This is a genomic window from Bosea sp. Tri-49 (genome assembly GCF_003952665.1).
Lineage (GTDB): Bacteria > Pseudomonadota > Alphaproteobacteria > Rhizobiales > Beijerinckiaceae > Allobosea.
Genome location: NZ_CP017946.1, coordinates 1,258,260 through 1,284,185 on the forward strand (window position 1 = coordinate 1,258,260; position 25,926 = coordinate 1,284,185).

Consider the following 25,926-nt stretch of genomic DNA (forward strand, 5'->3'; position numbering starts at 1 on the left):
CTAAAGTGATCACTCCTGAGCATCTAAGTCCATGAACGACGCGAACTTCAGGCCTGCCAAGATCGATGTGTTCGAGGGTCTCCTCACGGTCGAGGAAGTGGCCAATGCCCTTAGAGTGGCGCAGGTTACGGTGCGCAGGATCATCGCCAAGAACGAGATTGAGACCGTGCGCGTCGGCGAGCGTCACATCCGCATCGCGCCGTCAGCGCTCAAGGCCTACTTGGCCGGTCAGACCCGTCAGCCTGAGCGCCTCGAAAGTGCGCCCGTGACTGTGAAGAAGACCAAGGCCGCGCCAGTCCAGATCTTCGAGGGAACGGTCGGCAAGGGCCTGCCGTGGAAGGTTCTCCAGGCCGATGCCTTGCAGGGCCTCAAGTCGCTGGAGAGCGAGAGCGTCGACTGCATCGTGACGTCCCCGCCGTACTATTGGCAGCGCGATTACGGGTACGCCGGGCAGATCGGCCACGAGGCCACAATCGATGGCTTCGTCGAGGCCCTCCGGGACGTATTCACGGAGGCTCGCCGCGTGCTCAAGCCGACCGGGACGCTCTTCCTCAACATCGGCGACACCTATTATTCGGCCAAGGGCAAGCCTCACGGCCGCGACGCGAAGGCCACCGGGCGCCAGATGGCACGGACCACGCTGCGCGCGGTCGACGGGCCCGGCCTCGGCTTGCCACGAAAATCCCTGATCGGGATACCGTGGCGCGTGGCGCTCGCGATGCAGAAGGATGGCTGGACGCTCCGGAGCGACATCATTTGGAACCGGCCCGGCTCACTCGGGGAGCCGACTGCGAAGGATCGGCCCTGGCGCGATTTCGAGCACATCTTCATGTTCTCGCGTGCGCCGCGCTACTTCTTCGACCGCACGGGCCTCGACGGGAACGAGGACATCTGGTCGTTCCCGGCGCGGCCGGACAATCCGATGACGCACGCGGCGCCATATCCGCTGGAGCTCGTCAACCGCTGCCTCGCGGTCGGATGTCCTCCGGGAGGGACGGTTCTAGACCCGTTCGTAGGGTCCGGCACGACCTTGGTGGCGGCGCTCAAGAGCGGCCGCCCCGCGGTGGGCATCGACCGGCATGCCGACTACTGCCGGCACGCTCTCCAGTGGGTGACGAAGGCCTGAGCCACGCTTCAAATCCCTGGATTGCTTCGCCGCAGCAGGAAGACGCTTACGGCGGACGAGACCGTCACGACCATCTCGGCTTCCTCGAACCGCGGGTCCATCCCTTCCGCGACATGACGACCGTATTGGCTCGCGTAGCCCCAAAGCTTGACGAGGGCTTCGTCCAGGGGCTTCGTCAGGCCTAGTCCGGGCAGGAGTTGGCCGAGCGACGCGCTCGGCTGCCCCATGACGTCGCGCGCAGTGCATTCGAGAGCCGCCATCCCGTGCTGTACGGCGCCCGTGATGTCTGGCGGGCGCCGGGTAATGTCGAAAAGCGCCTGGCGCATCTCGAAGGCTGCAGTCGGCTTGACGGCCGCGGTCATCAGATTGATGGCTTCTTCGGTCGCCTCTCGGAAGACGAGCGAGCCTCGGCCGATCACGCGGCCATCCTTCATCTCGTAGCCGATGCCGTGCTCTCGAAAGACCTCGTTGAGCCGCTGCGCAAACTCGACCTCGGCACGACGTCCTTGGTTGTAGAGCTTGTCGTGGATGCGCTCGGCGATATCGTAGACGCGGAACCACGGGGCATCGAACACGAGGTACTGCGTTTCCTCGGAGACGTTCGAGGGGCTCCAATTGTTGCGGTCCGGCACCTTGAGCAGTACCTCGCAAACCGTCGCGCGCAAGGCGTCGACCGACATGCCGCTGGCGTTACCGAGCGCGAGCACCGCGGCCCTTACGACTTCGGGGGCGTCCTCCCGGACCGTAATGTCCGCTTCCTGCGACGCGTAGCCGTGCCGGGCCGAAAAAGAGCTACGTGGGTCCATGTCTCCTCAAGGTCCGGACACCATCTCCAGGTCTGCCGGCACCTCGCTCACCTTACATACGATCACGGCGTCGAACCATTCGACCTGCCTCTGGACCGCCGGGTCGCGAGAAGGCGACGGCGACGGCTCTTCCGGCCGCGAGCGCGGGCTAGAGCGGCCGCAGCCGCCGGCCACGGGCACTCGACGACCTCATCGATGCAGAGGCTTCCCTCGTCGTCAGTCGCGAACGCCCCATAGGTCACGCTTCCCATCGCGATCCTCAGTGCGTGTTGAAGTCGTTGTACGGCGTCCCCAGTGCGACGCAGCAATAGATCTCCAGCAGCGCCTGCCGGGTCTGATCGACCTCTTCCACGAACCGATAGTCCATGTGGCGGATACGGGCCTTGGCGTTGGTGAAGGCGGCAAGGAAGTCGGGGTTCAGGATCAGCCCGTCCCGGCTGTCCTCGCCCGCCCTGTAGCTGGCTTTCAGCTTCCCGGTGGCACGACGGGCCAGCTGGAATGCGAAGGCCGCCTGCTTGTGCGTCGCGCCGGGTCGGCAATGCCTACCGTATCGACCTTCCAGGTTGTTAGAGCGGCCAACGTATAGGTGAGCACCATCCTCGGTGAACAGGTAGACGCCGCTTTTTGGCATGGCCAGCGGCAGCGCCCCGCCCGTAAAGGCCGGACCGGCGACGAGCCGTTCGAAGCTCGGATGTAGGCTTTCCACCATTTTCGCGAACAAGTAATGCATCAGCCCTCCGCCTCCAGGGTAACGTCCGCGAGCATATCGCTTCGCGATCTTCGCCTCATAGCCGATCAAGGTCATGCTGAGCGCACGAACGACCCCACGGGTGTCCTGCGGGACAGCCTCCCGAGAGGCCCAGGCGGGGCGGCATCGGGCCGGCCGAACGCGATGGAAGAGGCGGCACGGGGGGAAGGTCGCGCCGGCTGTTTGATCGAGGTCACTCAGATTTTTCCGGCAAAATCAAGCGGGTCCCTTCAGCGCCTGGACGGACGGGTATAGGACGCGCGCTTAACGGTCGGCGTTGGAGGCAACGTGGGTGCCGTGACCTCGAACTGCTCGACGGCCCTTTCGGCGACGCAGCCGCTCTGACCTTGCTGCCAGAGGGCAGCGACGATGTAAGCGAGCCGTTCGCGTTCACCAGGGGCCTTCAGCGGATCATAGCCGTGTCGTTCGACAACGGTGGCCCAGGCGCGCTCCAACGACGCCTTGAGCAGCACCAGATCTTCCGGCGACGCGAAGCTGAACGGCATCTTATCCCCCACCTGAAATAATACCCGATGGACGAAGTCCTGTCAGCCCTTGAGCGGCCCCTTTGTTCCCATTACGTTCTCCTTCATGAAGAGGGTGCTGGACGCGATAGTTGCCGGGAAGGAGTGCCTGTTGGTGCGCTGCTCCACCTGTCGGGATCCGAGAGGTGCCGTGGAGGCTGCTGCCTGGGCTGCGCTTAGGTGACCCTATTGAGCGCCTGCAGGGGCGTCTGAAGTGCGAGCAGTGCGGACAGAGGCCTACCCAGGTTGAGCCTAGCGCTCGTGAGGATGCCCCAGGCTACGCCCGTTCCTACCGGCACTAACGTTCAGGTGCAGCCGCCCCACTGGAAGTCGGTAATCAGACGCTGGACCGCTTCACCTGATCGTGGGTGGTGGCACGATACCTGTGCACTACTGCGACTGCGGAATGAGGGGAAAGGTGCTGCTCTTGTATACTCGTCCAACGTAAAGGGGGCTCCATGCAGCAACCAGACCTTGCAACCATCCTCGGGCAAGCACTGCGCCGGTCCGATTGGAACACCCGCTTGGCGCAATGGTCGAAGCCAGCGAGCGAAACTGAGGGCGAACAAATCGAGCGAGCTGCGCGGATGGTCCGTGCTGCCATCGCTGGTAGTGACTGGCTAGCTGAGCAAGGTGTCGAGGTCATCCCGCAAGGGAGCTACCGGAACAACACCAACGTCCGCACTCGCGCGGACATGGATCTCTGCGTCAGGCATCCTATCGTGAAGCCGATCTACGGCGTCGGCGTAACTCAGGCGGATATTCTGCGCGACCTGAACTATGCCCACGGGCCGGCCATCCCCGACGTCATCGCCCGCATGAAGACAGAACTCTCATCGATCCTTCGGGCAAAATTCGGCCAGAACAACATCAGCCCCGGATCGAAAGCATTCACGATCTCGGCGGTTCAGGGGTCGCGCTCGGACATCGACGTCGTGCCGGCGGTTCGTGCGCAAATCATCGTGCGAGGGAACACGATCTTGGTTCCCTACAGGGTCACCGAGGGCATCATGATCCTCGCCCCCGGCGGCGTTGAGATTTACAACTATCCTGCCATCCACCACGCTAATGGAAAGGCTAAGCGGGAGCGGACCGCGCACCGCTTCAAGAAAATCGTGCGACAGATGAAGAGCATGCGCGACGATCTTGTGGACGCTGGTAAGCTCAAGCCAAGGCAGGTGCCTTCGTTCTTGATTGAGTGCCTGGTCTACTTGGTCGAGGACGAGCACTTCCGCGTGGACGAAGATCACTATGACCGCTTTCGGCGTATCCTCTCGCGTCAATGGGAGATTCTTCGGGACCGTGCGTCAGGCACGCTGTGCGAGATTAACGACCTCAAGCAACTCTTTGGTCCGCACCAACCTTGGACAATCGAGGACGCGCGTGACTTCCTGCGCGCTGCTTACGAGAGGACGAACAACTGATGTGGGGGCTTCTGGGGTGGCGGGCGCAGGCATCATTCCTCGTCTTCGCCAGTGCGTTATTGTCGTGGGCAATTCATGCGCTTGACGGTCTGTTTAGGTCGGAGCTTGGGCCACTCGACGTGGCCGGCCTATCCGTGACCGTGCTCGTTTCTGTCGGTGCCGTTCTCGCCAGCCTCAGTTGGCGCTGGCTTTGGGAGCACTGCCCCGTGCTGGAGCGGGTCGTCTTCCCGGACCTGAACGGCGAATGGTCCGGCACCGTTGAGAGCACCTGGTCGCCGGATACCGCAACACCGCGCCCGGACCCGATCCACGTCACCATAATCATCACCCAAGGCCTGTTCGAAACGCACGTGTCGGCCGAGACGCTGCGCGCGGAGTCGGAGTCGACGCGGTGTATCGTCGAGAGGACGAAGGGTGGCAGGGCTAGGCTCTGGTATTCCTACGAGACGAAGGCCAGGCTGACCCATGCTGATGGCAATCCACCACACACGGGTGTCGCGTGGCTGGAGATGGCAGTCGACAAGGATCGCGAAAGGCTTGTGGGTGGGTATTTCACCGACAGGAAATCCACGGGCGACATCGAGATCAGGCGGACGCAAGCGCTTTAGCGTGGTCGCCGCGTTCCGTAGGCCCGTTGTCCTCTCGCTTGGTGGGGAGTGCTACTGCCTCAACACAGGCCCGCTTAGCGTCCCCCGACGCACTGCCCGCGTATGTGCTCATGGTGAGCCCCAGCGGCAGCTTCTGTCCCTCCAAGCTCGCGTTCTCCACGTCATGCCCGATGACCTCGGCGATGGTCCAAGGCGTGAAACCCTTGGTGCCCTTTTCCAGCGCCTCAACGGCTTTTCGCACGAACCAGCGCCGGAAAGAATGGAAGTCGGTGTTGCTCTGCCTCTGGCCCGGTAACGGCCTCTCGTCCACCTTCAAGCGGCGGCGTTCGCGGGTGAAGACTTGGGAGACGGGAGCCCCCCTGCCCCGCTTGGAGTCAGCCTTCTGCTCTGGCAGTTCATGGAACAGATAGTCGCCCGGCTTTTTATCCTTGGCGCGGGTCGTAACGATGTCGGCGAGGTCGGGGTGAATGGGCACGATGCGGCGGAAGCCGGCCACTGTTTTTGAACGGGGAACGGTGAAGGCGTGCTCCCCAACATCCGAAACCCTCAAGCTGGCTATCTCATCAACCCGCATACCGGTCAGCGCGGCCACCTTGCAGAAGTCCGGCAGCACAGTCGCCACAGAGCCCTTCAGGACCACAGGACCCCGCCCGACGCCCGCCAATAGCGTCTTCACCTCGGCGTCCGTGAAGGGGCGTTTATCGGCGCTGTGTGTGCCCTCCAGCAGATCGGCTTCTGACCGGACCTTCCGCTTGGCGACACGCTGATCCGTCCAGGGATTGTCGCCCTGCCCCCAACGCTTGACCATATATTCCCAGTAGGAGGCGAGGCAGGAGATTGCCCGGTTGGCGCTGCGGTGGTGCGTGCCGGGCTCGACCATCGTCTCATGAATGAACTCGCCCGCCTCCCTCCGCGCGACGGCCTCAACCGTAATGCTACGGCCCTTCGTCTCCAGCCAACTCTCCAGCCGCGTGACTGACCGGGTGATGTCGTCAGCGTAGCCTTTGGCGAAGCGCCTCTCTCGGAAGAAAGGCGTCAGCATGAGCTTCAATGGCGTCTGCTGTCCCGCCGCTACTGCGGTGAATGAGGCTGCGGCGCTGGCCCCTGCTGCCCGCGTGATGACGTCCACGCGGGCGTCCAGGGCATAGAGCGCGTCCCCATTGTCGTCGTTCGCCACGGCCTCGCGCCAACTCATGGCCTCGTGCGTGAAGTCCTGCACGATGACAGGCGGCTTGCCCTTGGGATTTTTGATGCGGGCCCGGAGGCGCTTGATGACGTCCACTTTCTCCCGCTCAGCCTCAAGAGGGTCAGTAGTGGTCAGCACCTCGCGGAGCTTGGCGGCACCTACCGCACCCCTCTGGCTGGGCGGGACGGTGACAGATACGCGGATGCTACTGCCGTGCCATTCAAGGTTCTTGCCGAGCTTCTTCAAGCGTGGTTTACGGGCCATGGGTTGGCGTTTCCCGGAGCAATGTGGACCCACAAATGAGTCAAAATTGCCCCCAACGCAAGCCCTGAAAACTCAACGGGTTACATGATTTCAAGGGGATACGGGCCGGGTAGCGTAACCTCCCACCCCTTCCGCCATTGTTTTCATTGCGCGACGCCGCCCGCCAAGCCATCGCGCGGGCTCTGAGCTCGAACTGCCCTCCGAACTCGGAGCCATACTTCGTTCTATACTATTGATATTGTTGGTTTATTTTTCAAATTGGCAGATCAGGCAACATCTGAGCAGGCTGCCTTGCGCCGGCTGTTAAGGCTCGCCGCGATGTGAGGCGCTACACATTCGGCGGTTGATCGAAACTCGCATGCATTAGCTGTCTAAGGTTCGCCGCGTTTTCTAGCAGTTATAGAATGATAATATCTGCGATTGTGAAGTCGGCGCTATGCAGCCCGACGAAGGTGATGCTGTTACCACCTGTGAGGTCGAGTGTCGCAACACCGTTAACATCGTGGAATGCGGCTAGAATGTCAGCCTCCGTCATCCAGCCGGTGCCATTCACGTTGACGGGAATTGCCACATGATCGCTGCCCGGCTTGAAGTCGAGGATAGTGTCGCGCCCACTGCCGGAGCGGAACACGAAACAATCGCTGGCAAGGGAATACTCTGTCCCGGCGGCGAGGATATCATCGCCCGTGCCGCCGTCGATATAGTCCGCATTGACCCCGCCCCCGATCCGATCGTTGCCGGCGTCACCCATCAGTACGTTGGCGAAGATTCCAGAACCGCCACCGAATTGGTCTTCGATAATGAAGTCGTCGCCATCGCCGCCATAGACGATATCATTCCCCTGACCGCACGTGATCTGATCGTTGCCGCCTCCTGCGTAAACCGTGTTGTTCCCCTGGCCGGTATCAATGAGATCGTTGCCGGCGCCGCTTGAACGGCCGTCCGGAAGTACATCGTCGCCATAGATCGTGTCAGGGCCAATACCGCCCACGATCACGTCGTTGCCTGCGCCGCCAGCGATGAATGTGTTGAAGGCATAGGGATGGGCCACGATGTGGTCGTTGCCGGCTCCTCCAAACAACCTATCGAGGCCAATTCCGTTACCGTCAGCTTCGTCCAGAATATCGTCGCCGACGCCGCCATAGAGCGTGTCGGAGCCATCCCCGCCAGTGAGGTGATCATTGCCATCGGCGCCGATAAGGATGTCGTCGCCGTCCAGGCCCGAAAAAAAATCGCCGCCCGCACCGCCGATCAATACGTCGGCGAAATTTGAGCCGTGGACACGTTCGATCGATACAAGCGTATCCCCGTCCGCATCGATACCGAGATCGAAGCGCACCACAGCGCCCACCGACGCCGTCTCGTAACTAACGGTATCGACACCGTCGCCACCGTCCAAAAGATCGACCCCCGCCCCCCCGATCAGAGTGTCGTCGCCTTGCCAACCAAAAATCTGATCGTCTCCGGCGCCACCCTCGAGGATATTGGCCCCGTCATCGCCGCCAATCAGATCGGCGAACGCCGAGCCAACCGCGCCCTCCATCTCAATAAAGCGGTCGATCATGCCGCCTCCGTCGAAAGCGTATCCCTGTGCCAGTGACACGCTGACGCCCGTAGCCGCGTCCGCATAGGAGATCCGGTCAAGGCCCGGGCCACCATGGACCAAGTCCGAGCCCAGGCCCGGCGCAATCAGGTCATTGCCCCCATAGCCGGGAGTGTAATCGTCGAAATCGGTGCCGATCGCCGTATCATCCGCAAGCATGAGCTGGGAGATGGCAGGATAAAGGGAGGGAAAGGGCAGCACATTAATCGAGATGGCAATGCTGAATGAATACAAGGTCGTCGTGCCGAAGGACGCGCCTATCGAATAAATGGTCTCGAATGGGGCTCCGCCGCGCGGATTGGGCACTCTAGTCCAACCTACCTCGGTAAAGACTCCGTCAGGCGCGAGGAGAGTGCTGCGGTTATAGGTAATTTGCGCGAAACGATCGAAGAACGAGGCAGTCGACCCGGATGAAATCGCGCTGGCGGCGCGTGAAATCACATCGTTCAGCCATGCCTGATCAAGCGACAGGGGCCTATCGGGCTGTCCACTGATTTGAACCATCGCCAGTGCCTGCTTTCGCTGGAACAAGGTTCACCGTAGACGGCCGGCGCGCGACGCGAAAGGCGCTGACCGACCAAGTTCGCACGTACCGTCTGAGGCGAATTGCGTCCGCGTAAAGCGCTACCTTCGGCGAGAGTTTCCGCAAGATCAGGAAGCGTCTGCGGCGAGGTTGGCCTTGGCGAAACCGTGCAACGTGAGAGACGCGTTCTCCCCGAAGGAAATCACGGTGTTGCTCGCGACCTGGGTAGCCAGTGCCATAATCCGGGGATGCTCGATGCTAGCTGCGACAGCTCGGCTTGATCACCGCCCTATTCTACCGCCCCATCGCGTAGAACTCGTCGTTCGGGCGCATGCTGGTCACATTGGCGAGGCGGTTCGACATCCCGAAGAAGGCGGAGATGGCGGCGATGTCCCAGACATCGTCCTCGCTGAAGCCGTGCGCCTGCAGCGTGGCGATATCATCGTCGCCGACCTCGTAGGCCCGGGCGGACACCTTCATGGCGAAGTCCAGCATCGCCCGCTGCCGCGGCGTGATGTCCGCCTTGCGATAATTGACGGCGACCTGATCGGCGATCAGCGGATTCTTCGCCCGCACGCGCAGGATCGCGCCATGGGCGACGACGCAGTACTGGCATTGATTGGCGTTGCTGGTCGCAACCACGATCATTTCGCGCTCGGCCTTGGTCAGCCCTTCCGCCTTGTTCATCAGGGCATCGTGATAGGCGAAGAAGGCCCGGAACTCGTCTGGGCGATGGGCCAGGGTCAGGAAGACGTTCGGCACGAAGCCGGACTTCTCCTGCACGGCGAGGATCCGCTCACGGATGTCGTCCGGCAGCGTGCCGATCTCGGGAACCGGAAAACGGCTGATGGCGGCCTGTGTCATGTCGGTGATTCCTCTCTTGTACGAATCTCAGCCGCCGCACGAGGCGGCACGCGTAACTCTATGAAAGCGCTGGGCTAGACGGCGACCAGCCGTTCGATCTGCTCGCGATACTGTTCCACGGCATCGCCGGCCGCGCCCTCATAGCGCTCGACCCTGACAAGGCAGGTATGGGCCGAGCAGCCCTGGCCGAAGGCGGAGGTTCCGATATCGACCGTCAGGACGTTCGGATTGCCGGCGATGTCGAGCCCGCTATTGCCGGTCGGCGTGAACCAGGCGCCCGTCGGCAGGACGACGACCCGGCGCCGAACCCCCTCGCTGAGCCAGGCAGTCGCGAGGCAGGCCCCGCGCTCGTTCCAGAGCCGGACCGTCTGGCCGTCGGCGATGCCGAGGGCGGCAGCGTCCTCCGGATGGAGGCGCGCCTGCTCGCGGCCGCCGCGCTTCGTGACCATGCTGGCCGGACTCGTCTCGAGCTGGCTGTGCAGCCGCCCTTCCGGCTGGTGCGAGATCAGGTGGAACTGGTCGCCTGCATCTGCCGCGCCGAGCCATTCCACCGGCTCGATCCAGGCCGGGTGCGCGAGGCAGTCGTCATAGCCGAGCGAGTCCAGGGTCTTGCTGCCGAGGACGATGCGTCCGCTTTCGGTATCGAGGGCGTTATCGTCGGGCCGCTCGCGGAATTCGGACAAATAAGTAACCTTCGCCTGCGTCGGGCAATGGGCGTATCCTTGCGTCCAGAACGTATCGAAATCCGGCATCTCGAAGCCGAGGCGCGTGGCAGCGTCTGTGCGAGTGAGGTCGTAGAGATGGCGCAGCCAGCCCATCTCGTCGCGCCCTTCGTCGAAAGCCGGCCCGACACCGAGCTGTTCTGCGATCGCCCGGAAGATCGCGAAATCGGAGCGAGGGTCTCCTACGGGCCCGATCGCCTTGTGCATGGCGATGATGCAATCGGAGCGCTTGTTGCCCGCCATGTCGTTGCGCTCGATCGAGGTGTTGGCCGGCAGCACGATATCGGCCCGCTGCGCGGTCGCCGTGAACATCGGGTCCTGGACAATGATTGTCTCCGGCCGCGTCCAGGCCTCGGCGAGGCGGTTCAGGTCCTGATGGTGATGATAGGGGTTGCCGCCCGCCCAATAGACCAGCCGCGCGTCGGGGTAGGTCCGGGTCTCGCCCTGATAGGTGTAGGTCCCGCCTGGTTGAAGCAGCATGTCACTGATCCGGGCGACCGGAATGAAGCTCTCCAGCGGCTTGCGCAATTGCGACATCGCTGGCGACTTGCCGAGGTTGATCGGCGCTCCGACGCCCCCGAGCGAGGCATAGCCATAGCCGACGCCGCCACCCGGCAGGCCGATCTGGCCGGTCATCGCCGCCAGTGCCAGCGCTGCCCAGAACGGCTGTTCGCCGTGATGAGCCCGCTGCAGGCTCCAGCTCACGGTTTGCATCGAGCGGGTTTCGACGAGCCGCTGCGCCAGCTCCGCGATTTGGCCCGCTTCCAGCCCGGTGATCCCGGCCGCCCAGGACGCGTCCTTGACCACCCCGTCATGGCTGCCGTCGAGATAGGAGATCAGCCGCTCGGAGCCACTCGTGGAACGATTGAGGAAGGAGCGGTCATGCCGCCCCTGTCTCAGAATCTCGCCGGCGAGCCCGAGCATCAGCGCCGCGTCGGTGTTCGGCCGGATCGGCCACCATTCGGCATTCAGCCAATCGGGAACATCATCGCGCAGCGGCGAGATGAGGATGACCTTCACGCCCCTCTCGGCGATCTTGCGCAGATGGGTCTCCAGCGCGTGGCTCGCGATGCCGCCCGCCTCGTTCTGCGCCGTCCGCGGCGAGAGCGCGCCGAAGACGAGCAGCGTTTCGGTGTGCTCCGCGATGGTGTCGAGCGTGTTGGCCTGGCCGCCGCAGGCGCCGGCATCGCCCAGTGTATGGCGCAGGATCACCGGGCCGGCGGCGATCGAATAGGTATCGACATGGCCGGTATAGCCGCCGACGAGGTTGAGCATGCGCTTCAGCAGCGAGGGCGCATGATGGAAGCGCCCGCAACTCGTCCAGCCATAGGAGCCGGCGAAGATCGAGGCATTGCCGAAGGTTTCCGAGACGCGCCGGATCTCGCCGGCGACGAGAGAGGTCGCCTCCTCCCAGCTCACCGGCACGAACCTGTCGCGGCCCCTGCCCCGGCGGTCGCTGTGCTCGCGGCCTTCGAGCCAGCCCGAGCGTACCAGCGGCGTCAGAACGCGGCGCTCCGTGCTCGCCCAGTCCCGGACCGACTGGTTGATCGGCGATGGCGAGGGATCGTGCTCGAAGGGCTCAATGCCGATGATCCGGCCATCCTCGACCAGGATCGTATAGGCGCCCCAATGGCTGCAATGCGGATAGCGCTGAACCGTGCTCATCCGCGCACCTTCCGCTTTCCAGCGGCCGGGTCCGCCCCCGCATCGAAGCCCGGCAACACGTCGGCGAAGAGATCGCCCTGCACGCCGACCTCGTCGAGAATCGCCGCGGTGTGCTCGCCGAAGCGCGGTGGCGCCAGACGGTAGGAGGCCGGGGTGCGCGACAGCTTGATCGGGCTGCCGGTGCCGCGATAGGCCCCGATGTCGATCACCATCTCGCGGTGATGGGTATGCGGATCGGCCATCACCTGATCGATCGTGCGGACGGCGCCGCAGGGCACGCCGGACTTGATCAGGCGCTCGGCGAGCGGGCTGCAGTCGAAGCCCGTCATCGCCTCTTCCAGGTCGGCCTTGAGTGCATCGCGGTTGAGGTTGCGGTCCTTGTTGCTCGCGTAGCGCGGATCGTCCGCCAGCTCAGGCCGGTCGATGACCTCGCACAGCGTGGCGAACTGCCGGTTGTTGCCGACGGCGAGGAAGAGCGGCGCGTCGCGTGTGGCGAAAACATCGTAGGGGGTGATGTTGGGATGGGCGTTGCCGGAACGTCCCGCGACCTTCCCCGAAAGGTAGAAGTTCGGCAGATGGGGATGCAGCAGCGAAATCCCGCAATCATAGAGCGTCGCCTCGACGAACTGACCTTTCCCGCTCGATGCTCGCTCCTGCAGTGCCATGAGAATGCCGATCACGGCATTGAGGCCCGTCACCATGTCGACGACCGGGAGCCCGACCCGTAGCGGTTCTCCGCCGAGCTCGCCATTGACGCTCATGATGCCGGCGGAAGCTTGGATCGCCGCATCGTAGCCTGGCAGGCCGCCGAGCGGCCCGTCGGCGCCGAAGCCCGAGATGCGGCAATGGACTAGGCGGGGGAAGCGCTGCTGCAGCTCTTCCCGGCCGAGGCCCCAGCGATCGAGCGTGCCGGTCTTGAAGTTCTCGATGAAGACATCCGCCGTTTCCAGCAGGCGCAGGAGCAGCTCGCGGCCGGCCTCCTGCGTCAGGTCGAGTGCCATGCCGCGTTTGTTGCGGTTCACGCCGAGGAAATAGCTGGCGGCGTCATCGAGGAAGGGCGGCCCCCAGCCGCGCGTCTCGTCACCCGCCGGAGGTTCGATCTTGATCACGTCGGCGCCATGGTCGCCGAGAATCTGGCCGGCATAGGGGCCGCCGAGAACGCGGCTGGCGTCGATGACCTTGATCTCGGCCAGGGAGCCGGTGCGAGAGTTCATGTCCTGTCCTGCTGGCTGTCTTGGCTGAGATATCGTGTCATGCGCAGACCCCGCGCCGCATCTGGCTGGCGAATTCCGGATAGGTTTCCGCGAGCTCGTCCATGACCTGCCCGCGCAGGAGAGCGAGCGTCGTTGGGTCGGGGGTCTCGGTCTGGCCGGGCTGTTCCGCGTGCCTGAATGCGAAACCCGTCGCCTCCCTCACCTCGTTGAGGTCGTGGCCGGGATGGAGGCTCTCCAGGGTGAAGCCGGGACGGGTCTTGTCGAAGCTGAACAGGGCCTTGCCCGTCAGCAGCGCCACCGGCCCGCCGGTCCGGTGGACGCCGGCCGGGCTCGTTCCGGGCGCGCTGATGAAGTCGACCTTCTCGACGAAGACGCGCGGGCTGTGCTCCTCGCGGAACAGGATGACGCGGGGAACGACGAAATAGAGATAAGCCGACCCGAACGAGCCCGGCCACCGCGGCGCCGAGGCCGGATAGTCACCGATGCCCACCAGATTGATGTTGGCCTGCCCGTCGATCTGGCCGCCGCCGAGAAAGAAGGCATCGACCCGCCCCTGCCCCGCGCAGTCGAACAGCTCGGCCGAGCCGTTGGTGAAGAAGTTGTGCTCGACCGAGCCGAGGATCGAAATCCTGACCTGGGGCGCACCGGCGCGCTTCTTCAGGGCCCGCAGCAGCATCGCGCCGGCGGCGGGAATCGGCGAAGACGCGCCCACGGCGACATGCCGGACGCCGTCGAGCAGGCGGGCGATGGTCGCGATCAGGATCTCGCGGGGATGCACATCCGTCATCAGGCGAGTTCCCGGTGCTTGCGATCCGCTGGTCCTGCCATGTACTCAGCGAAGCCTTCCGGCGTCCGGGCAGCCTTCGCGTAGCGCAGGATCTCGGCCGTATCGGTCGCATACTCGCCCCAGAGGCCATAGGGCCAGGCGCCGCGGGGCGCGACTGCGATCTCGGTCACATAGAGCGCCGGCAAGGTTCCGGCGGCGCTCATTTCGCTGCCGAGCAGGTTCTCGTCGACGATGCGCTCGACCGTGACCAGGGTCTGTTCCGCGGCATAAGCCATCGCCGCGAGCTCGCGGCGCCGCCCGATCCAGACATTGCCATGACGATCCGCCATCGGCGCATGGAAGAGCGCGATGTCGGGCCGCACTGCCGGGATCAGGACGATCGGATCCTCGCCCCCGGCGAAGGGATTGTCGATCACTCGCCAATCCGGCCGGAAGCGCAGGATGTCGCTGCCGACGATGCCGCGCAGCGGCTGGAAAGGGTTGCCCTTTTGGGCCGCCATCAGCGCGGCATGGATCGCCGGGCAGGTCGCGTCCTTGAGCGCGATCCGCCCCTCCCCGACCGCCTGGTTGAAGCGCGGCGCGCCGCCAGCCTCACCGAGAGAGACCGCGCTGGTCTCGACCGAGCGGACGAGCCCGGCGCCGACGAGCTGGTCGACCTGCAGCCCTCCCGTCGGAACGCAGAAAAGATCGAGGTCGCCGGCGCCATGGTCGATCAGCGCCCGGGTCATCGCCATCGAGACCCCCGCATAATCGACCGGCAGCGCGAGCTGCATCCCCGCCTCGACACGGCTCGCCATGCCCCGCAGGTCCATTGCGCTCCCTCCCATCGGCCTCTACGGCATCGCCGTTGTGAAACTCGCGTTCATTCTTAGAGGAACCGATCCTCGTTGGATCCCCATCGTGGTGATGGCGGCCATTCGCTTTCATGCGGTCGACGCGCTAGCTCGCCGCGTTCGCCAGCTCGGCCTGGAGGAAGGCCAGGAAGGCGGGGTCGTCAGCATAGGCGACGTTGACCCGCATGCCGGCCGCTCTTTCATCGCCTTCGGGCTGGGGTCGCTCGGGCATGAAGACCGTGCCGGGCGCGATGAAGATGCCCTGCTCCGAGGCGCGGCGCGCCAGCGCGAGGTCGTCGAGGCCTGGCGGCAAGCCCACCCAGAGATAGTAGCCGCCGCCTTGCCGCGAAAATACCGGTAGACCGAGGCGCTCCAGCCCGCCGAAGGCGGTGCGGGTCGCCTTGCCGATCCGTTCCTTCAGGCGCTTGAGGTGATGGCGGTACTGGCCGCTGGCGATCAGGTCGCTGACCAGCCGCTCCAGATAGCCGGAGGAGTTGACCACGGTCAGCATCTTCATGTCGCCGAGCGAGCGGGCGAGCGCCGGGCTCGCGGCGACATAGCCGATGCGGAGGCTCGCCGAGAGCGTCTTTGAGAAGGTGCCGAGATAGATCACCCGCTCCAGCTGGTCGAGCGCCGCGAGCCGCGGCGCGCTCGCCGGCATCACGTCGGCGAAGGGGTCGTCTTCGACGATGGTGAGATCGTGCTGGGCGGCGAGCTGCAGCAGGCGATGGGCGATCGGCAGCGCGATCGAGCCGCCCGTCGGATTGTGCGCCAGCGACTGGGTGAAGAAGACCTTGGGCCGGTGGCGTGCGATCTGGGTGGCGAGATCGTCGAGGTCAGGCCCGTCTGGCAGCCGCCGGACGCCGGCAATCTCGATGCGGGCCAGCTTCAGCTTGCCGAAGAGCGGGTAATAGCCGGGGCTGTCGACCAGGACCGTGTCGCCGGGCTGCAGCAGCTGGCGGATGATCAGGTCGAGCGCGTGGTTGGCGCCGAAGGTCATGAGGAGTTGCGCCGGCGAGACCTGGATCGAGCGCTCAGCCAGCATCAGCCCGATCTGCGCGCGCAAGGGCGCATAGCCGACCGGATCGCCATAGCCGTGCTCGATCGGCAGGTCGCCCTTGCCGCTGCGCACACGCAGATGCCGCCCGAGCTCGGAATCCTCCATCCAGGAGCGCGGCGGGCGGCCGTCGCCGACGCGGACGGGATGGACCTGACAGAGCTGCTCGCGCAGCAGCGAGACGATGTCGATCGCCTCGCTCATATGCGGCGGCGGCGCCTCGCTCGGCCGCTGCCCAGGCGCGCGGACATAGAAGCCGGCGCCGCGGCGGGCCTCGAGCCGGCCGCTGGCGACGAGTCGGTCATAGACCTCGACCATGGTGTTCTTGGAGACGCCGTATTCGCCGGCTGCCAGCCGCAGCGAGGCCATGCGCCGACCTGGCTGGAGCAGCCCCTCGTCGATCATCCGGCTGATCCGGGCGACGATCGCACCGGTGCGGTTGCTGTCGGCCTGCTCGTCCATCGGGCCTCGCATTGTACCAGTCATGGAGCTGGTACAGAGAATGGGACATTGCAGAAATTGTGCCTTGCCGCTCTCCAGCGATTGTCCGAGCTTGTCAACCGAAGAAGCGCCGATGCCCATTGCGTAGCGCATCAAAAACCCCGGCTGGGGAGGAAACGACATGGTGACGGCCGAGGCGCAGAGCGCCGCCGGGCGTGAGGTAAACTCGCGCATCGAGAACTACCGCAATCTGAGCTGTGCCGAGCGGCTGGAGCAGGCTGTCGCGGCGGCCGGGCTCGCCGATGCCGATCGCGCCTTGTTGGCACAGCCGGGTGCGCTGCCGCTCACTCTCGCCAACGGCATGATCGAGAATGTCGTCGGCACCTTCGAGCTTCCACTTGGCATCGCCACCAACTTCATCGTCAACGATAGGGATTACCTGATCCCGATGGCGGTGGAGGAGCCCTCTGTCGTCGCGGCCGCCTCCTATATGGCGCGGATCGCCCGCGGCTCCGGCGGCTTCCGGACATCGAGCGACCGGCCGATCATGCGGGCGCAGGTCCAGCTTCTGGGTGTCGGCGATCCCGAAGGGGCGCGCCACAAATTGCTGGCGGCGCAGGGCGAGATCGTCGCCGCCGCCAACGCCAAGGACAAGGTGCTGGTCTCGCTCGGTGGCGGCTGCCAGGGCATCGAGGTCCATGTCTTCCCGCAGACACCGCGCGGGCCGATCGTGGTGATGCACCTGCTCGTCGACGTCCGCGACGCGATGGGCGCCAACACCGTCAACACCATGGCCGAGACGGTGGCGCCGATCGTCGAGCGCATCACCGGCGGCACAGTGCGCCTGCGCATCCTCTCCAATCTCGCCGATCTCCGGCTGGCGCGCGCCAGCGTCACCATCCCCGAGGCAGCGCTGGCGACCAAGGAGTTCTCCGGGCGGCGCATGATCGACGGCATGCTCGATGCCTACACCTTTGCCGCGATCGACCCGTACCGCGCCACCACCCACAACAAGGGCATCATGAACGGCATCGATCCCGTGGTGGTCGCGACCGGCAATGACTGGCGCGCCATCGAGGCCGGCGCTCATGCCTATGCCGCCCGCAGCGGCCGCTACACCTCGCTGACGACCTGGGAGGAGGATCGCGACGGCAATCTCGTCGGCTCGATCGAGTTGCCGATGGCGCTCGGCCTCGTCGGCGGCGCCACCAAGACCCATCCGCTGGCGCAATGGTCGCTGCGTCTGCTCGGCGTGACCAGCGCGCAGGAGCTGGCCGAGGTCACCGTCGCCGTCGGGCTTGCCCAGAACATGGCGGCGCTCAGGGCGCTGGCGACCGAGGGCATCCAGCGCGGCCATATGGCCCTGCACGCCCGCAACATCGCCATCGTCGCCGGGGCAGAGGGCGCCGAGGTCGAGGCGATCGCCGCAGAGCTTGCCCGCACGCACGATGTCCGCGTCGACCGGGCACGCGAGCTGCTGGCCGCGCGGCGCAAGGGCTGACCTTTTTTCAGGACTCACCACAGAACCGCAGCAAGCGGACGACAACCGGAGGAACGTTCATGGACAATCGCATCACTCGCCGCACGCTCAGTGCCCTGCTGGTCTCGGCCGGCATGGCGCTGTCGCTGCCGGCTTACGCACAGAACGAGATCAAGATCGGCTACAATGCCGACCAGTCGGCCTCCGGCGCAGCGGAGCTCGGCCTATCGGGTCTCTACGGCTTCCAGGCCGCAATCGAGGATTTGAACGCACAGGGCGGCGTCCTCGGCCGCAAGCTTGTCGGCGTCGTCCGCGACGATGCCGGCGCACCGCCGAAGTCGATCCAGAACATGAACGAGCTGATCGACAACGAGAAGGTCGCGGCCGTGGTCGGCCCGACCAATTCCGGCAATGCGCTCGCCTGGCTGCACATCCCGCAGCAGAAGAAGGTGCCGGTGATCTCGCATGTCGCGACCGCGACCGACATCACCGCCCGCTATGCCAAGGAGCCGCAGAACTACATCTTCCGCGTCTCGATGGTCGATCGCGAGCAGCTCGCTCTGCTCGCCGCCTATGCGGTCAAGGCCTCGAAGAGCAAGAATGTCGCGATCATCGCCGACACCACCGGCTACGGCCAGGCGGCGACCAAGGACCTGCAGGAGATCCTCACCCTGCACGGCATCAAGCCGGTCGGCATCGAGAAGTTCGGGCCGAAGGACACCGACATGACCTCGCAGCTCGCCAAGCTGAAGGCGGCCGGCGCCGACATGATCATCACCGGCTCGCTGGCAGATGCCACCGCGCAGGTGCTGAAGAGCATGGAGAAGATGGACTATTACCCCGGCCTGCTCTCGACCTGGGGCTCGATCAACACGCCGCTGGTCAACATCGCCGGCCCCAAGCTCGCCGAGAAGACCGTCTTCGCGGCCTCGACCACCGAGGACGCCAGCGACCGGGCGGCGGCGCTGCACAAGCGCCTCGTCGCCAAGCACCCGAACATGCCGGCCTTCGTCTCGGCCGCGCAGGGCTATGACGCGGTGATGCTGATCGCCGCCGCGATCAAGCAGGCCGACGGCACGGACGGCCCGAAACTGCAGGCTGCGCTCGAGAACCTCGGTAAGGTCCAGGGCATCATCAAGGCTTATGACAAGCCCTTCAGCAAGGAGCAGCACGAGGCGCTCGGCGTCGCCGACTTCCACCTCGCGCAGTGGAAGGATGGCCGGGTGGTCAAGCTCGATGATCCGGTGGTCAAGGGCCTGACGGCAGCGGACCTGAAGCGCTGAACATCTTAAACCGCGCTCCTGCGTCATGGTCGGGCTTGTCCCGACCATCCACGTCTTCGCGTCGCTCATCGCATGCGGTGGTCAAGACGTGGATGCTCGCCACAAGGGCGAGCATGACGGCGTGTCGTGGGATGGCTTGGAGGGAATGGCGGCTCTAGAGGCTGGCCGTTCAGAATAATGGCGCAAACGACCTGAGTCGTGGCGGAGAGACGATGACGGCATTCCTTCAGGCTCTGGCCAGCGGTCTGGCGCTGGGCGCGATCTACGGGCTGATCGCGCTCGGCTTCAACATCACCTACGCCACAACCAAGACCTTCAATTTCGGCCAGGGCGCCTTCCTCGTCCCAGGCAGCCTGGTCGGCGTCTCCTTGCTGCTGCTGGCGGCGGGCAAGCCGCATTTCGGCAATCTCACCCAAGCCGAGATGACGATGACGGCCTATGTGCTGGCGACGGTTGCCAGCGTCGTCGTGGTCGGCGCCATCGGCATCGCGCTGTACTATTGCGCGATCAAGCCGTTCGTCGGCGCCGGCGGCCTCAACTGGGTGCTGAGCACGATCGGCTTCGGCATCATCATGCAGAACAGCGCGCTGGCGATCTGGGGCCCGGCCTCGATCGCGGTGCCCTCGCCGCTCGGCAGCGAGGTCTGGCGCATCGCCGGCGCCGGCATCCGGCCGCAGGAAGTCCTGATCGCGGTCGTCGCGGTCGCCGTCATGGTCGGGCTCGACATCGTCCTGCGCAAGACGCGCTTCGGCAAGGCGCTGCGGGCCGTCGCCTTCAATCCGCAGGCCGCGGCGATCGTCGGCATCAATGTCGAGATGATCGTGATCGCCGCCTTCGTGATCTCATCTGCGCTGGCGGGCCTCGCCGGCATCCTGATCGCGCCGATCACTACGGCTTCCGTCTTCATCGGGCTCGGCGTCGCGCTGAAGGCGTTCTCGGCCGCGATCGTCGGCGGTTTGACCAGCCCGCGCGGCTGCATGCTCGGCGGCTTCCTGCTCGGCGTTGTCGAGGCGCTGGTCGGGCTGTGGCGCGCCGAAATGCGCGAGATCACCATCTTCCTGCTGATCATCATCGTCCTCGTCGTCCGCCCCGGCGGGCTGATGGGCGCGCGCAGCGTGGAGAAAATCTGATGCCGGCGCTCGCCCATGCCATCGGGGTGGCGTTGCTGGTCGCAGGCCTCGCGCTCGTGCCCTATCTCGGCTTCAACGATTTCTACCTGCAGATCCTGTTCACGATCGGGGTGAACTATCTCGCCGCAGCGGGCTTGAACGTGCTCGTCGGCTATGCCGGCCAGAAATCGCTGGGGCATGCCGGTCTCTTCGCGGTCGGGGCCTATACGGCGGCGATCGCCAATATCGAATGGGGCCTCTCCCCCTGGCTGTCGCTGCTGCTGGCCTGTGGCTTCGGCGCGGTCTTCGGCCTCGTCATCGCCATGCCCTCGGTGCGCGTCTCGGGCCCAAGCCTTGCCATGGTGACGATCGGCTTCGGCATCGTCGTCGAGAAGATCGTCACGGAATGGACCGACATCTTCAAGGGCCAGGCCGGCTTCTACGGCATCAGTGCGCCCTCGCTCGCCGGCACGAGTTTCACCAACCTGCACTGGGTCTGGTTCGTGGCGGCGCTCTGCATCGCGACCCATCTGATGCTGCGCTCGCTGCTTGCCGGCCGCTATGGCCGCGCTTTCCTGGCGGTGCAGATGGCCGAGCCGGCGGCGCAGTCGGTCGGCATCTCCGTGGTGCGGGCCAAGACGCTGGCCTTCGTCATCTCGGCGGTGACCTGCGCGCTCGCCGGCGCCGTGGTCGCGCAGCAGAACCAGTATTTCAATTCCGATTTCATCACCTTCAACCTGTCGATCTTCCTGCTGGTGGTGGTGATTTTCGGCGGCTCGGGCTCGCTCTACGGGCCTCTCTTCGGCGCGGTGATCCTGACCCTGCTCGACGCCTGGCTGGCGCGCTGGCCGGCGCTGCAGCACTTCAGCTATGGCGCGCTCCTGCTGTTCTCGCTCTATCTGATGCCGAACGGCATTGCGGGAGCGGTCTCCGGTCTCGCCGCGCGCTGGCGGCAACGCAAGGCGGTGGCGCCCGATGTCCCCGGCCACAGCGCTCTGGCGGCAACGTCCGCAGCGGCGGCAGGTGGCGAAATCCTGATCGTCAAGGACCTCTACAAGGCCTATGGCGGCATCGTGCCGGTCCGCAACGTCTCTTTCGCGATCACTGCCGGCAAGGTGCATGCGCTGATCGGCCCGAACGGCGCCGGCAAGACGACGCTGCTCAACCTGCTCTCCGGCCATGTCGCGCCCGATGGCGGCTCGATCCGCTTCGAGGGGCGCGAGACGGTCGGCTTTCCAGCCCATCGCGTCGCCGGGCTCGGCATCGCCCGCACCTTCCAGAACCTCAAGCTGTTCGGCGATCTCTCGGCGCTCGACAACGTCCTGCTGGGCGCTCACCGCCACATCGACACCGGTTTTGCCGCCTCGCTGCTCGGCCTACCGTCGAGCCGCCAGGCGGAGACTACCGCTCGCGCTGATGCGCTGGCGCTGCTCACCGATCTCGGCCTCGGCGAGCGCGCAAATGAGCCGGCAAATAGCTTGCCCTATGGCCTGCAGCGGCGGCTGGAGATCGCCCGGGCACTTGCTTCAAGGCCTAAGCTACTGCTGCTCGACGAGCCGGCGGCGGGCTTGAACCCACAGGAGACGCATGAGCTCGGCGAGGTCATCCGCCGCATCCGTGAGGCCGGCGTTACCGTGCTGCTGATCGAGCACCACATGGACCTCGTCATGGACATCTCCCAGTATGTGCTGGTGCTCGACTATGGAGCGCTGATCGCCGAGGGGCGGCCGGAGGCGATCCGGCAGAATCCAAAAGTCATCGTCGCCTATCTCGGCGCCGATGAGGATGCCATCGCGACCGGAGACGCTGCATGACCATGCTCGCGATCGAAGGGCTCAAGGTCCGCTATGGCGCGGTCGAAGCGCTGAAGGGCATCTCGCTGCAGGTCGGCCAAGGCGAGGTCGTCACGCTGATCGGCGGCAATGGCGCCGGCAAGTCGACGCTGATGCGGGCGATCGGCGGGCTGGCGAAAGTGGCCGGCGGCACGATCCGTTTCGAGGGAAGCGATATCACCGGCATCAAGGGGCATGATTGCGTGCGCCTCGGCATCGGCCACTCGCCGGAGGGACGCATGGTCTTCGGCGACCAGAGAGTGCGCGATAATCTCGTGCTCGGTGCCTATGCGCGCCGCGACGAGGATGGCATCGCCAGCGATATCGAGCGCTATTTCGCCGTCTTCCCGCGCCTCGCCGAGCGGCAGGACCAGCTCGCCGGCACGCTATCGGGCGGCGAGCAGCAGATGCTGGCGATTGCCCGCGCCCTGATGGCGCGGCCCAAGCTCCTCCTGCTCGACGAGCCCTCGCTCGGCCTGGCGCCGCTGATCGTGCGCGAGGTCTTTGCCGTGATCCGCCGACTGCGCGAGGAAGGGATGACGATCCTGCTGGTCGAGCAGATGGCCAATCAGGCGCTCGCCATCGCCGACCGCGCCTATGTGATCGAGACTGGCACGATCACGCTCGAAGGCACCGGCGCCGAGCTGCTGCGCGATGAGCGCGTCCGCTCGGCCTATCTCGGCGCCTGACCATGTCCGCAGACCGCGTCGTCATCGTCGAGGTAGGCCCGCGCGATGGGTTGCAGAACGAGAAGGGTGAGGTCGCGACGCAGGACAAGCTTGCTTTGATCGCCGAGCTCGCTGATGCCGGCCTGGCACGAATCGAGGCGACCGCCTTCGTCGCGCCGCGCTGGGTGCCGCAGATGGCGGATCATGACGCCGTGATGCGCGGCGTCGGCCGCCGGCCGGGCATCGTCTTCTCGGCCCTCGTTCCGAATGAGAAAGGCGCCGAGGCCGCGCTGGCCGCCGGCGCGCAGGCCCTGGCGGTGTTCACTGCGGCATCCGAGAGTTTCTGCCAGAAGAACACCAATTGCTCGATCGCCGAGAGCCTCGCGCGCTTCCGGCCGGTGATGGCGCTGGCGGGGCGTGCCGGCGTGCCGGTGCGGGGCTATGTCTCCTGCGCGCTCGACTGTCCCTATGAGGGCAAGATCGCTCCCGAGGCGGTGGCCGCAGTTTCGGCCGAGTTGCTCGAACTCGGCTGCGACGAGATCGCGCTCTCCGATACGCTCGGCCGTGGCACGCCGGAGCGGACTGCCGCCATGGTCGAGGCGGCGCTGCGGCGGGCGCCGGCCGCGATGCTGGCCGGGCATTTCCACGACACCTCCGGGCAGGCCATCGCCAATGTCGAGGCGGCGTGGCTGCTGGGCCTGCGCGTCTTCGACGGCTCGGTCGGTGGTCTCGGCGGCTGCCCCTACGCGCCCGGCGCAGCCGGCAATCTCGCCACCGAGCGGCTCGTCGCGCATTTCGCAGCCAAGGGGATCGAGACCGGGGTCGATCTTGCACGCCTGAGCATGGTCGCCGAACGGGTCGCCCAGCGCTTTCGGCCAGCCGGAGCGGCACCGAGATAACCGGTGCTGCCCGGCATGGCAGATGCCTCAGCGACGGCATCGACGCAGCGCGAGACGCCCGGTATTGATGCTCCACCACAGCGCCGTTGAGCGGAGTCGACCGATCGTCTCCGTTCGGGCAGAACGATTGACGGATGAGCCCGCCCAAGCTGGCTCGAGCGACGAGGGACGGATGACGCAGAAGGTTTATGACAGCCCGGCGGCGGCCCTGGATGGGTTGCTGTTCGACGGGATGACGATCATGTCGGGCGGTTTCGGCCTCTCCGGTAATCCCGAGAGCCTGATCCCGCAGGTCCGCGCTTCGGGCGTGAAGAACCTGACGGTAATCTCCAACAATGCCGGCGCCGATGGCTTTGGCCTGTGGATGCTGCTGGAGACGCGGCAGATCAAGAAGATGATCGCGTCCTATGTCGGCGAGAACAAGCTGTTCGAGCAGCAATACCTCTCCGGCGAACTTGAGCTTGAGCTCAACCCGCAGGGCACGCTGGCCGAGCGAATCCGTGCTGGCGGCGCCGGCATTGCGGCCTTCTACACCAAGACCGGCGTCGGCACCGTCGTCGCCGAGGGCAAGCCGGTCGAGGAATTCGAGGGACAGCTCTATGTCCGCGAGACTTGGCTCAGGGCCGATGTCGCCATCGTCAAGGCCTGGAAGGCCGACACGGCCGGCAACCTCGTTTACCGGCGCACCGCGCGCAATTTCAACCCGAACATGGCGACCGCCGGCAAGGTGACGGTCGCCGAGGTCGAGGAGATCGTGCCGGTCGGCTCGCTCGATCCTGAGGCGATCCATACCCCCGGCATTTATGTCGACCGCATCATCAAGAGCACGATCAACGAGAAGAAGATCGAGAAGCTCACCGAGCGCAAGAGGGAGACCGCCTGATGGCCTGGACCCGCGAAGAGGTGGCCGCCCGCGCCGCCAAGGAGCTGAAGGACGGCTACTACGTCAATCTCGGCATCGGCATCCCGACGCTGGTGGCGAACTATATTCCCGAAGGTGTCGACGTCACCCTGCAGTCCGAGAACGGCCTGCTCGGCATCGGTCCCTTCCCCTATGAGGGCGAGGCCGATCCCGACCTGATCAATGCCGGCAAGCAGACGATCACCTCGCTGCCGAGTTCCAGCTACTTCTCCTCGGCCGACAGCTTCGCGATGATCCGCGGCGGCCATATCGACCTGACCATCCTCGGCGCCATGGAAGTGGCTGAGAATGGCGACATCGCCAACTGGACCATTCCCGGCAAGATGGTGAAGGGCATGGGCGGCGCGATGGACCTCGTCGCTGGCGTCAAGAAGATCATCGTGGTGATGGATCACGCCAACAAGGCGGGCGAATCCAAGGTGCTGGAGCGCTGCACTCTGCCACTGACCGGGGCGGGCGTGGTCGACCTGATCATCACCGATCTCTGTGTGCTGGCCTGCGACAAGGTGAAGGGCGGCCTGACCCTGCTCGAGCTCGCCCCCGGCGTTACGCTCGACGAGGTCAAGGCGAAGACCGCCGCGTCCTTCGCGATCGCTCCGGCGCTCGCCAAGGCCGCTTGAGAACAGCGAGGGCAGCGCCGATTGCACGGCCCTGCCCTCGCCCGCGCTTCTCAGTGCATGCCGCCCCAGAGCAGCGGCTGCAGAGACAACACCAGCAGCACCGCCATGGCGATGTTGAAGATGCGGACATAGCGCGCATCGGTCAGCCAGCGGCGCAGCGTCGTCCCGAAGGCGGCCCAGACCGCCACAGTCGGCGCGTTGATGGCGGCAAAGAGCACTGCAACGAGCAGGATCATGCCCAACCCGCCATTCGCCGGCGTATAGGTTGCAATGGCGCCGATCGCCATGACCCAGGCTTTCGGATTGACCCATTGGAAGGCAGCCGCCTGCCAGAAGCTCATCGGCCTGCTGGCAGTGGTCTTCTCGTCCATGGCGCTGGCCGTCGCGATCTTCCAGGCGAGCCACAACAGATAGGCCGCGCCGATCCAGCGCAGCGTCTCGTAAAGCCATGGTGCAGCGATGAACAGACGGCCGATGCCGAAGCCGACGGCGAGCACCATCACCGCAAAGCCGGAGCTGATTCCCAGGACATGAGGGATGGTCCGGCTGAAGCCGTGATTGACCCCCGAGGCCAGCACCATCGTGTTGTTCGGGCCTGGCGTGATCGAGGTCACGAAGGCGTAAGTCAGGAAGGCCAGCATCAAATCGAGGGTCATGGCAGCACGGGGTGATTGCGATTGCCGCGACCCTATCGATGTGACACTTTGTAGGAAATGAT

Annotated in this window: 23 protein-coding genes; 11 read left to right on the top strand and 12 right to left on the bottom strand. The window is 65.2% G+C overall.

The genetic code is table 11. From position 1 onward, the window contains the following. Positions 1-31: 31 nt before the first annotated feature. On the top strand, positions 32-1,126 hold the full coding sequence (locus tag BLM15_RS06145) for a DNA methyltransferase (protein ID WP_126111342.1): 1,095 nt from the start codon (positions 32-34) through the stop codon (positions 1,124-1,126). A gap of 8 nt (positions 1,127-1,134) precedes the next feature. On the opposite strand, the gene BLM15_RS06150 is transcribed toward BLM15_RS06145, so the two are convergent. The 3 genes from BLM15_RS06150 to BLM15_RS06160 form a co-directional block, all read right to left on the bottom strand. Next, on the bottom strand, positions 1,135-1,932 hold the full coding sequence (locus tag BLM15_RS06150) for an AbiJ-NTD4 domain-containing protein (protein ID WP_126111344.1): 798 nt from the start codon (positions 1,930-1,932) through the stop codon (positions 1,135-1,137). 259 nt (positions 1,933-2,191) lie between these two features. Then, positions 2,192-2,737 (bottom strand): GIY-YIG nuclease family protein, encoded by a 546-nt coding sequence (locus tag BLM15_RS06155; protein WP_126111346.1) that lies wholly within the window; start codon positions 2,735-2,737, stop codon positions 2,192-2,194. A gap of 173 nt (positions 2,738-2,910) precedes the next feature. Next, positions 2,911-3,186 (bottom strand): hypothetical protein, encoded by a 276-nt coding sequence (locus BLM15_RS06160; protein ID WP_126111348.1) that lies wholly within the window; start codon positions 3,184-3,186, stop codon positions 2,911-2,913. A 476-nt stretch (positions 3,187-3,662) separates the two neighbouring features. Between BLM15_RS06160 and BLM15_RS06165 the strand changes: the two genes are divergently transcribed. Both BLM15_RS06165 and BLM15_RS06170 read left to right on the top strand, forming a co-directional pair. After that, positions 3,663-4,628, top strand: a complete 966-nt coding sequence (locus tag BLM15_RS06165; protein ID WP_126111350.1) for a nucleotidyltransferase-like protein — start codon at positions 3,663-3,665, stop codon at positions 4,626-4,628. After that, positions 4,628-5,236 carry a Cap15 family cyclic dinucleotide receptor domain-containing protein gene (locus BLM15_RS06170; protein WP_126111352.1) on the top strand — a complete coding sequence of 203 codons (609 nt, stop codon included), beginning with the start codon at positions 4,628-4,630 and terminating at the stop codon, positions 5,234-5,236. Before BLM15_RS06165 ends, BLM15_RS06170 begins: the two co-directional genes overlap by 1 nt. Here BLM15_RS06170 and BLM15_RS06175 read toward each other — a convergent pair. The 8 genes from BLM15_RS06175 to BLM15_RS06210 form a co-directional block, all read right to left on the bottom strand. Next, positions 5,214-6,686, bottom strand: a complete 1,473-nt coding sequence (locus BLM15_RS06175; protein WP_126111353.1) for a tyrosine-type recombinase/integrase — start codon at positions 6,684-6,686, stop codon at positions 5,214-5,216. The two genes, BLM15_RS06170 and BLM15_RS06175, sit on opposite strands and share 23 nt — an antisense overlap. 397 nt (positions 6,687-7,083) lie before the next feature. Then, positions 7,084-8,793 (bottom strand): calcium-binding protein, encoded by a 1,710-nt coding sequence (locus BLM15_RS06180; protein ID WP_126111355.1) that lies wholly within the window; start codon positions 8,791-8,793, stop codon positions 7,084-7,086. A 313-nt stretch (positions 8,794-9,106) separates the two neighbouring features. Further along, the gene (locus BLM15_RS06185; protein WP_164547411.1) at positions 9,107-9,676 is read right to left on the bottom strand and encodes a peroxidase-related enzyme; all 570 of its coding nucleotides are present in this window, start codon (positions 9,674-9,676) and stop codon (positions 9,107-9,109) included. A gap of 74 nt (positions 9,677-9,750) precedes the next feature. Beyond that, positions 9,751-12,063 (bottom strand): molybdopterin-dependent oxidoreductase, encoded by a 2,313-nt coding sequence (locus BLM15_RS06190; protein WP_126111359.1) that lies wholly within the window; start codon positions 12,061-12,063, stop codon positions 9,751-9,753. Continuing rightward, on the bottom strand, positions 12,060-13,277 hold the full coding sequence (locus BLM15_RS06195; RefSeq protein WP_126111361.1) for a CaiB/BaiF CoA transferase family protein: 1,218 nt from the start codon (positions 13,275-13,277) through the stop codon (positions 12,060-12,062). The genes BLM15_RS06190 and BLM15_RS06195 overlap by 4 nt, the downstream gene beginning before the upstream one ends. A gap of 37 nt (positions 13,278-13,314) precedes the next feature. Beyond that, on the bottom strand, positions 13,315-14,064 hold the full coding sequence (locus tag BLM15_RS06200; RefSeq protein WP_126111363.1) for a CoA transferase: 750 nt from the start codon (positions 14,062-14,064) through the stop codon (positions 13,315-13,317). After that, the gene (locus tag BLM15_RS06205; RefSeq protein ID WP_236846587.1) at positions 14,064-14,876 is read right to left on the bottom strand and encodes a CoA transferase subunit A; all 813 of its coding nucleotides are present in this window, start codon (positions 14,874-14,876) and stop codon (positions 14,064-14,066) included. Before BLM15_RS06205 ends, BLM15_RS06200 begins: the two co-directional genes overlap by 1 nt. 127 nt (positions 14,877-15,003) lie before the next feature. Further along, positions 15,004-16,416, bottom strand: coding sequence for an aminotransferase-like domain-containing protein (locus BLM15_RS06210; RefSeq protein ID WP_126111367.1), 1,413 nt, complete (start codon positions 16,414-16,416; stop codon positions 15,004-15,006). A 160-nt stretch (positions 16,417-16,576) separates the two neighbouring features. Between BLM15_RS06210 and BLM15_RS06215 the strand changes: the two genes are divergently transcribed. The 8 genes from BLM15_RS06215 (at position 16,577) to BLM15_RS06255 (ending at position 25,208) form a co-directional block, all read left to right on the top strand. Next, positions 16,577-17,896: a hydroxymethylglutaryl-CoA reductase, degradative gene (locus tag BLM15_RS06215; RefSeq protein ID WP_126111369.1), complete on the top strand. Its 1,320-nt coding sequence runs from the start codon at positions 16,577-16,579 to the stop codon at positions 17,894-17,896. Positions 17,897-17,955: 59 nt separating this feature from the next. Then, a complete protein-coding gene (locus tag BLM15_RS06220) occupies positions 17,956-19,158 on the top strand; it encodes an ABC transporter substrate-binding protein (RefSeq protein ID WP_126111371.1) in 1,203 nt (400 codons plus the stop codon). A 212-nt stretch (positions 19,159-19,370) separates the two neighbouring features. Further along, entirely contained in the window at positions 19,371-20,288 is a 918-nt protein-coding gene (locus BLM15_RS06230) for a branched-chain amino acid ABC transporter permease (RefSeq protein ID WP_126111373.1), read from the top strand. After that, positions 20,288-22,081: a branched-chain amino acid ABC transporter ATP-binding protein/permease gene (locus tag BLM15_RS06235; protein ID WP_126111375.1), complete on the top strand. Its 1,794-nt coding sequence runs from the start codon at positions 20,288-20,290 to the stop codon at positions 22,079-22,081. Before BLM15_RS06230 ends, BLM15_RS06235 begins: the two co-directional genes overlap by 1 nt. Positions 22,082-22,083: 2 nt before the next feature. Beyond that, the gene (locus tag BLM15_RS06240) at positions 22,084-22,788 is read left to right on the top strand and encodes an ABC transporter ATP-binding protein (protein ID WP_126116081.1); all 705 of its coding nucleotides are present in this window, start codon (positions 22,084-22,086) and stop codon (positions 22,786-22,788) included. Next, positions 22,785-23,666, top strand: a complete 882-nt coding sequence (locus BLM15_RS06245) for a hydroxymethylglutaryl-CoA lyase (protein ID WP_206438652.1) — start codon at positions 22,785-22,787, stop codon at positions 23,664-23,666. The genes BLM15_RS06240 and BLM15_RS06245 overlap by 4 nt, the downstream gene beginning before the upstream one ends. Positions 23,667-23,838: 172 nt before the next feature. Beyond that, positions 23,839-24,549 carry a CoA transferase subunit A gene (locus tag BLM15_RS06250; RefSeq protein ID WP_126111379.1) on the top strand — a complete coding sequence of 237 codons (711 nt, stop codon included), beginning with the start codon at positions 23,839-23,841 and terminating at the stop codon, positions 24,547-24,549. Further along, positions 24,549-25,208, top strand: a complete 660-nt coding sequence (locus tag BLM15_RS06255; protein WP_126111381.1) for a 3-oxoacid CoA-transferase subunit B — start codon at positions 24,549-24,551, stop codon at positions 25,206-25,208. Before BLM15_RS06250 ends, BLM15_RS06255 begins: the two co-directional genes overlap by 1 nt. A 50-nt stretch (positions 25,209-25,258) precedes the next feature. Here the strand turns inward: BLM15_RS06255 and BLM15_RS06260 are convergent, their stop codons facing one another. Next, positions 25,259-25,864 carry a LysE family translocator gene (locus BLM15_RS06260; protein WP_126111383.1) on the bottom strand — a complete coding sequence of 202 codons (606 nt, stop codon included), beginning with the start codon at positions 25,862-25,864 and terminating at the stop codon, positions 25,259-25,261. Positions 25,865-25,926 lie beyond the last annotated feature (62 nt).